Consider the following 6,848-nt stretch of genomic DNA (forward strand, 5'->3'; position numbering starts at 1 on the left):
CACCGCCGCAGCCAACTACGCCGCCCACCGCTACGGCTCCATCGACAACGTCAACTCCGCCTACTGAGCCTCCCCAGCAACCACCACGCCCCGCCCAGAGCGACCATCACAACTCCGGCGCAGTGAATCCTCGCGCGCTCGGGGCCAATGGATCGGATCGCCTTGAGCCGATGTGGACCCACCGAACGTCTGGCCCCGTGCAACGACGGCGTGGGGCCGCCGCACGCGCCTGGACCGACACAGAGCGTTGAGTGGAACACTCGACCTCGGTGAGCCAGGCTGTAGCCATGGGATCGCTACTCCGCCCACCTGGCCCGTCAGGTGCGGGCAGTCACGGCCGCGTCCTGTTCAGGCTCGGGCAGTGCGTGCCGTTCATGATCGTGCTGTTCGCGCTGGGCATCGAGCTCTCGCCCGCACACGCTGTGGTCACCGGTCCCATCCTGGCCGCAACACCGGCTCTGGCCTCACTGACGATGGGCCCGAGGGGCATTCTTGCGGCAGCGGTCGGGGCCTGCGCCGTCACCGTGCTCACGGCCACGCTTCACCACAGTTGGGCCGGCCAGGCCTACAGCAACCTTCTGTCCCTGCTCATGGTGTCAGTGGCCAGTGTCGCCGTGAGTAATGCGATGCGCACGCGCAGACAGATCGAGCTGGACCAGGTCCGCCGGGTCGCAGAGGCCGCCCAACAAGTGCTCCTGCGTCACGTGCCTGCCCGGCTGGGCCCGGTGCAGATGGCCAGCATGTATCTCGCAGCCGAGACGGGAGCGCAGATCGGCGGCGATCTCTACGAGGCGGCACAGACACGCTACGGGGTGCGGATGATCGTGGGTGACGTCCGTGGCAAAGGGCTGCCGGCCGTCCGCCTGGCCGCAGCCGTACTGGGTGCGTTCCGGGAGGCCGTCCACTATGAAGACGACCTGGTCGAGGTGGTGAACCACTGCGCGGCTGCGCTGCATCGGGAGCGCGCAATGCCGAGCGCGGCGCATCCGGGCGCCGAGGAGGACCACGCCGAGAGTTTCGTGACCGTGCTCGTGGCTCAGGTGTCCGACGACTTCGTGGTCCAGGTGGTCAATCGCGGCCATCCGCCTGCACTGGTGCTGCGCCGGGGCAAGGTGGAGGCCTTGACCCCCACCGCGGATCTGCCGCCCCTGGGCCTGGAAGAATTCATGACCGTTCCCCTTGGCAAGGTCGACAACTATCCGTTTGCGCCCGGTGATCGCCTCCTGCTGCACACCGACGGGGTGATCGAAGCTCGCAGCCCGGACAACGTTTTCTTCGCCCTGCCCGAGGCCATGGAAGCGATGCACCCGTGTGTTCCGTCCGAGTTCCTGGATCACCTGCACGAGGAGTTGGTACGCCATACCGGGGGTCACCTGGCGGACGATGCGGCGATGCTCCTCGTTGAACGGCTCGACGACGAAGACGACCATGTGGACGAGACCGCCGCCTACCCAGCGGCACGTCCTGAGCACGAGTTCCCCGGCAAGTGAGGCTTGCTGCGAAACGGCCTGGTCAGAGCGGGCGGGTTCTGGAGCGGCCGGCGTTGTCCGCCAGGTGACCAGAGACAGGGCCCTCACCAGCCGCTGATGGCCCCTGGCTCGTCGTACCTCGTCGTGCCTCGTGGCCACAGCCCGACGTCCTCGACTTGAAGGGATGCCACGCTCCGTCCGCCCATTTCTCCAGGTCAGCCACCTTGTCTTACTGCAAGAGCGCTGCCGGCCCGGAAATACAAGGTCCGCACGACCTACCGATTCCGTCCGCCAGCGGGATATCCCTGTAGCGGATCCCCATGACGGATCCCTGTAGCGGCGGCCCGGGCAGGGCCGTTTCCCTCGGAAGGAGCCCTGTTGTGGACGGCTGGTACGTGGACGCTCGCTGCATCAACTGTGATGCCGCCCGGCAGTTCGCACCCGAGATGATCATCGAGTCCGGAGCGAAGTCGCAGATCCTGCGGCCACCGGGCAACGAGGCGGAGACACGACGCTTACACGCCGCCGTCTTCGCCTGCCCCACCCGGTCCATCCGCCCGGCGTCCGGGCACGCTGACCAGGCCCTCGACCCGTTTCCGATGGCCGTCGACGACGGCGTACTGATCTGTGGCCACAACTCGGCGCACACCGCCGGCGCCCACTCCTACCTGCTGCTGCGGCCGTCCGGCACGCTCATGATGATCGACACCCCGCGCTGGAGCCGGGAACTGGCAGGGCGCTACACGGCAGCGGGACCCGTCACCGATGTGCTGCTCACCCATCGCGATCACGCAGCGCACGGACGTCGTTACGCCGACCACTTCGGCGCCCGGCTGTGGATCCACGAGGGCGACCTCGATGCTGCACCGGACGCGGACCATGTGATCCACGGACTCGACCCCATGGAGATCGGCGAGGGAGTCACCGCCCATCCCCTGCCCGGACACACCCGGGGCAGCGTCCTCTATCTCGCGGACGACCGGTACTGCTTCAGCGGCGACAGCTTCTACTGGTCACGCACGACCGGTGATCTGGAAGTTGCGGAGAGCGTGACCTGGTACTCCATCGAGGATTTGGCCGACTCCCTGGCCAGGGTGAGCGGACGGCTGCGATTCGAGTGGGTCCTCCCCGGCCACGGTGGACGGCACCGCCTGACGGCCGACGAGATGTCCGGTCGACTGCGAGCGTTGGCAGGACGCACCCGACAACTACGCCCCCAACCCATCGACTTCACGGCCGTACGCTGGTGAACCTGTGGCCCGGGCAACGCTCGGATCTGCACGGCACCGGAGGCAGGCGAGGAGGTGCCGGCTCGAGGGGAGCCAGGTTCACAGAATGCCCAGGAGTTCGCCCAGGGTCCCTCCAAGCACTCGCTCACGTACCTCACCGGGAGAGGTAACCCGTTCCACGGTGGTGCGGGCGATCACGGGATCGCCGTAGGGGGCGTCCGAGCCGAACAACGTGCGCTCGGGAATCTCCCGGATCGCCAGCCTCACCGCGAAGACGATGTTGGCCGTGGACAGTTCCAGGAACATGCTGGGCGTGTCCCGCACCAGTTCGATGGCCTGCATCCAGTTCATCCCGCCGAGTTGGCTGACGATCAGCGGAACCGCCGGATACCGCTTGGCGAGACGGGACAGCGTGTTCAGGTCCTCCGCCGTGGTCGGGGCGAAGCCGTGCACGACCACCGGCAGCCCGCCGTGATCATGCGCCGCCTTGAGCACAGGCTCGATGCGGGCGGCGCCGCCAGCAGGGGGCGTGAGTTCCCCGATACCCCGCCGGCCACGTGACACCACCTCACGCTCGATCACGGCCGCGATCTCCGCCTCGGGCAGGTCGAGCGGCACGGAGCCGAATCCGATGAACCGGTCGGGGTGGGCAGCAAGGGCCTCATCCAGCTCCCGCCAGGCGGTGCGGTAGCCGTCAGCGTCATTTCCCCGGCCCGCCAGCGCATGGTCCAGGACGCTCATCTCACGGCGCAGGGAGGCCAGATCGACAGCTCGTTCCGGGTGTGGGCGGGTGCCGAAGAGCACCGAACGGTCCACCCCCGCGGCGTCCAGGTCGGCGAGGTGGCTTGTCACCGGGTCGTGGACGTGGCTGTGCGCATCAATGATCACTGGGAGCTCCATGGTGGACCGGGCCGCCGGAATGCGGCCGACGGACCTACTGTTGCTCCTTGACACCGTTGGAAGGTCAAGTGCGGGGGAAGGAGAGGACGGTGCTCATCGGAGAACTGGCAGAACGGACCGGGACCAGCGAACGCCTGCTGCGCTACTACGAGCGGGCGGGGCTGCTCCGACCGGGGCGTCGGCCCAACGGGTACAGGACATACGACGAGACCGCGGCCGAGACGGTACTGAGGATCCGGGCCCTGCTCGCGGCGGGGCTGCCTACCCGCGTCATCCGCCAGGTACTTCCCTGCACCGACGCCCAGGCCGGCGTGCTCCCCTGCCCCGGCGTGCTGGACGCGCTGCGCGCCCAGTTGCGTACCCTTGATCAGCGAGCCGCCGACATCGCTGCGGCTCGGGATGTCCTGCAGCAGACCATCACCACCGCCGAGACCTCGGCAGCCGAAGCTGCCCTCACGCCCCATGTTCCGGACAGCGGGGACGCCCTGACCACGAGCCGGCCCTGACCATGTGAGAGCACCGGGCGGGGCGGCGCGGCTCGGACTTGGAGTGCCGCTCGCCTGCACTCTCGTTGCGGTGAGGGCGTCATCGGAGAACAAAGCACCGAATGGCTTCACAGCACAGTCGTCCTGCGCCGGTAGTACGCGAGCGTCGTGGCCGCCAGGAGGGGCGCCCGGGCCAGCAGCGGCGAGTAGCAGACCACGAGGAGCACTTGCTGGGCCGGCGTCTGCGTGACACGCCCAATCAGCCCTGCGCCCGGGTACAGGTGAACCAGCCTCCTGTCGCGCACAGCACCACCGCCCCGAACAGCGCTGGTACTACCGCCGCGAGCGGATGCACGCGCCGTCCGCCGATGAGCGGAAGCCAGCGGGGTGCGACCTCGCCCCAAGGCCGTACCAGTCCGAGTGTGAGCAGGGCGAGACCTTCGGTTGTCAAGGTCAGCGGGACGGCCACCACCACCTCGCGACCGTTCCGGCCCAGTTGTTCGGCCACCGGGAGCCCGGCGACCTGGGCGATCCGCCACAGGCCCGACGGCAGGGTGACCAGTGGCACCGTGTGAGCGGCGAGGACAGCCCAAGGGGGAACACCGGGCAGTGCGTCGATCTTCAACATGCGTTCGATCGTGCTCACGCGAAGACGGCCGCACATCAACACGCAGGATGACAAGCTCCCCCTTACGGGGGGGACCCTGCCACGACGTCGGGTACGCCGTCGAACTCGCGCAGGCTGCCCTCCGGCTACGAGAGGTGGCGGAATCGGTTGCGGTACTCCGTCGGGGTCGTGTTGAGCTTCCTGCGGAAGGCCCTGATCAAGGTGTCGACGGTGCCGAATCCGCAGGCCGACGCCACGCGTTCGAGGGTGTCGTCCGTGGTCTCCAGGCGGATGCGTGCGGCTTCGACGCGGGCCGACTCGATGTAGACGGCCGGGGTCATGCCGAGTTCGGTCTTGAAGATCCTGGTGAGCTGACGTTCGCTGACGTTGGCCTGTTCGGCGAGGTAGCCCACCGTCAGGGGCGACGTCAGGTTGCGGGTGATGTGGTGCCGCAGCTCGTCCATGCGGCGTGTGGTCGAGAGGGGTTCGATGGGCACGCTGAACTGGCTCTGGCCGCTGGGGCGCTTGAGGTACATGACCAGCTGACGGGCGACGCGCAGGGCTGTTGCCTCACCGAAGTCCTCGGCCACCAGGGCCAGGGACAGGTCCAGGCACGCGGTGATCCCGGCACCGGTCCACACCTTGCCGTCGCGGATGAAGATCGGGTCGGCGTCCACCTCCACCGACGGGTGCTCGTCGGCCAGTTGCCGCGCGGTCGACCAGTGGGTGGTGGCCCTCTTCCCGTCGAGGAGTCCGGCGGCTGCGAGAAGGTGGGCGCCGACGCAGACGGAGGCGATGCGATCGGCGTGGCCGGCAAGGTTCTTCACCCAGCGGACCGTGTTCGGATCGGTGAGGGCGTGGACCCGGCGTTGGGCGTCGACCTCGACGGAGCCGGGCACCATGAGGGTCTCGATACGGCTGCCGGAGATCTCTTCGAACGTCATGTCGGGCAGGACCCGAACGCCTGCCGCGGTGGTGACAGGATCCATCGTCTCCGCGGCCAGGACGACGTGGTAGCCGGACGCGTCGTCCGTCTCCCGCCGCAGGAGGGAGAAGACTTCGGACGGTCCGGTGACATCCAGCAGGTCCACGCCGTCGAAGAGGACGACGACGATGAGGCGCCGGGTCGTGCCCAAGGGACCTCCTCCCATCGAGTGTCTGTATCTGCAAGCTACATGACATTGCCGCCACAACAGCAGGTTCGTAGCGTGAGAGCCGCCGCCTCACGGGACGGCCTTCCACCACCGAGCTTCAGAAAGGGCAGAAATGCCTTCGCAGACTCTTCGCGACCTCAGCGCCCTCGACCAGACCCCGGCGTCCCTCGCTCACTCGACGCTGATCCTGATCGACATCCAGAACACCTACATCCAGGGCGTCATGGAGCTGGACGGCTGGGAGAGCGCGCTCGAGCGTGCGGCCGACCTGCTTTCCAAGGCCCGGGAGGCCGGTGCCAAGGTCATCCACGTCCAGCACGACGGGGGCGCGGGCAGCCCGTACGACCTGAGCACCGAAGTGGGCCAGATCCACAAGAAGGTGACCCCGGTCGGCGGCGAGGCGGTCGTCACGAAGCAGGCCCCCAATGCCTTTCACGGCACCAACCTGGGTGAGCTGGTGGACGAGGCAGGGAACGAGAACCTGGTCCTGGCCGGCTTCATGACCCACATGTGCGTGGCCTTCACCGCCCAGGGCGCATTCCTTCGCGGCAACCGGGCCACGGTGGTTGCCGACGCCACCGCCACCCGCTCCCTCAAGACCGACGTGGCCGAGGTGTCCGCCGAACAGCTGCACCACAGCGCGCTGGCGACCATCGCGGACCTCTACGGCGTTGTCGTGCCGTCGGCTGACGCTCTGAACTGACCCACCTTTTCGTACCGCCGCTGCGGAAGACGCGGGATTCAAGTCCCCGAACATGCCCTCCGCAGCGGCCCTTTTGCTTGGATTTCAGTATTCCGTCAATCAGCATGCCCTTCTCCTCAGCCCGGCCGCCTCGTCCGATGCCTTCCACCATTGATCACCGGTCGGAGAATGCCTCCGCCAGGCCGACGGCGCAGTCCGGTTCTTCGAGCGGCGGGCCGGCTCCGGTGGGGTCAGGACGTCGCTGTCGCCCTGGAAGAGGAAGAAGGGGAGGCGGAAGGTGGTGCCCTCGGCTCGTTCGTCG

Annotated in this window: 8 protein-coding genes; 4 read left to right on the top strand and 4 right to left on the bottom strand. The window is 67.9% G+C overall.

Features of this window, described 5'->3' with window-relative positions; all coding sequences use genetic code 11:
* Nucleotides 1–374 precede the first annotated feature (374 nt).
* On the top strand, nt 375–1,490 hold the full coding sequence (locus tag AB0H32_RS45420) for a PP2C family protein-serine/threonine phosphatase (protein WP_361134670.1): 1,116 nt from the start codon (nt 375–377) through the stop codon (nt 1,488–1,490).
* 359 nt (nt 1,491–1,849) lie between these two features.
* Entirely contained in the window at nt 1,850–2,719 is an 870-nt protein-coding gene (locus AB0H32_RS45425; protein ID WP_361134650.1) for an MBL fold metallo-hydrolase, read from the top strand.
* A gap of 78 nt (nt 2,720–2,797) precedes the next feature.
* Here the strand turns inward: AB0H32_RS45425 and AB0H32_RS45430 are convergent, their stop codons facing one another.
* A complete protein-coding gene (locus tag AB0H32_RS45430) occupies nt 2,798–3,586 on the bottom strand; it encodes an amidohydrolase family protein (RefSeq protein ID WP_361134653.1) in 789 nt (262 codons plus the stop codon).
* 101 nt (nt 3,587–3,687) lie between these two features.
* Between AB0H32_RS45430 and AB0H32_RS45435 the strand changes: the two genes are divergently transcribed.
* The gene (locus AB0H32_RS45435; RefSeq protein WP_361134656.1) at nt 3,688–4,104 is read left to right on the top strand and encodes a MerR family transcriptional regulator; all 417 of its coding nucleotides are present in this window, start codon (nt 3,688–3,690) and stop codon (nt 4,102–4,104) included.
* 238 nt (nt 4,105–4,342) lie between these two features.
* Here AB0H32_RS45435 and AB0H32_RS45440 read toward each other — a convergent pair whose 3' ends face one another.
* Nucleotides 4,343–4,711, bottom strand: coding sequence for a hypothetical protein (locus AB0H32_RS45440; RefSeq protein ID WP_361134659.1), 369 nt, complete (start codon nt 4,709–4,711; stop codon nt 4,343–4,345).
* A 125-nt stretch (nt 4,712–4,836) separates the two neighbouring features.
* A complete protein-coding gene (locus AB0H32_RS45445) occupies nt 4,837–5,826 on the bottom strand; it encodes a helix-turn-helix domain-containing protein (protein WP_361134662.1) in 990 nt (329 codons plus the stop codon).
* Between the two features lie 130 nt (nt 5,827–5,956).
* Between AB0H32_RS45445 and AB0H32_RS45450 the strand changes: the two genes are divergently transcribed.
* Nucleotides 5,957–6,547 carry a cysteine hydrolase family protein gene (locus AB0H32_RS45450; protein WP_361134665.1) on the top strand — a complete coding sequence of 197 codons (591 nt, stop codon included), beginning with the start codon at nt 5,957–5,959 and terminating at the stop codon, nt 6,545–6,547.
* A gap of 99 nt (nt 6,548–6,646) precedes the next feature.
* Here the strand turns inward: AB0H32_RS45450 and AB0H32_RS45455 are convergent.
* The coding region (locus tag AB0H32_RS45455; protein ID WP_361134667.1) for a hypothetical protein at nt 6,647–6,848 on the bottom strand (202 nt) is incomplete at its 5' end.

It is taken from the genome of Streptomyces sp. NPDC020362 (assembly GCF_040642095.1).
Lineage (GTDB): Bacteria > Actinomycetota > Actinomycetes > Streptomycetales > Streptomycetaceae > Streptomyces.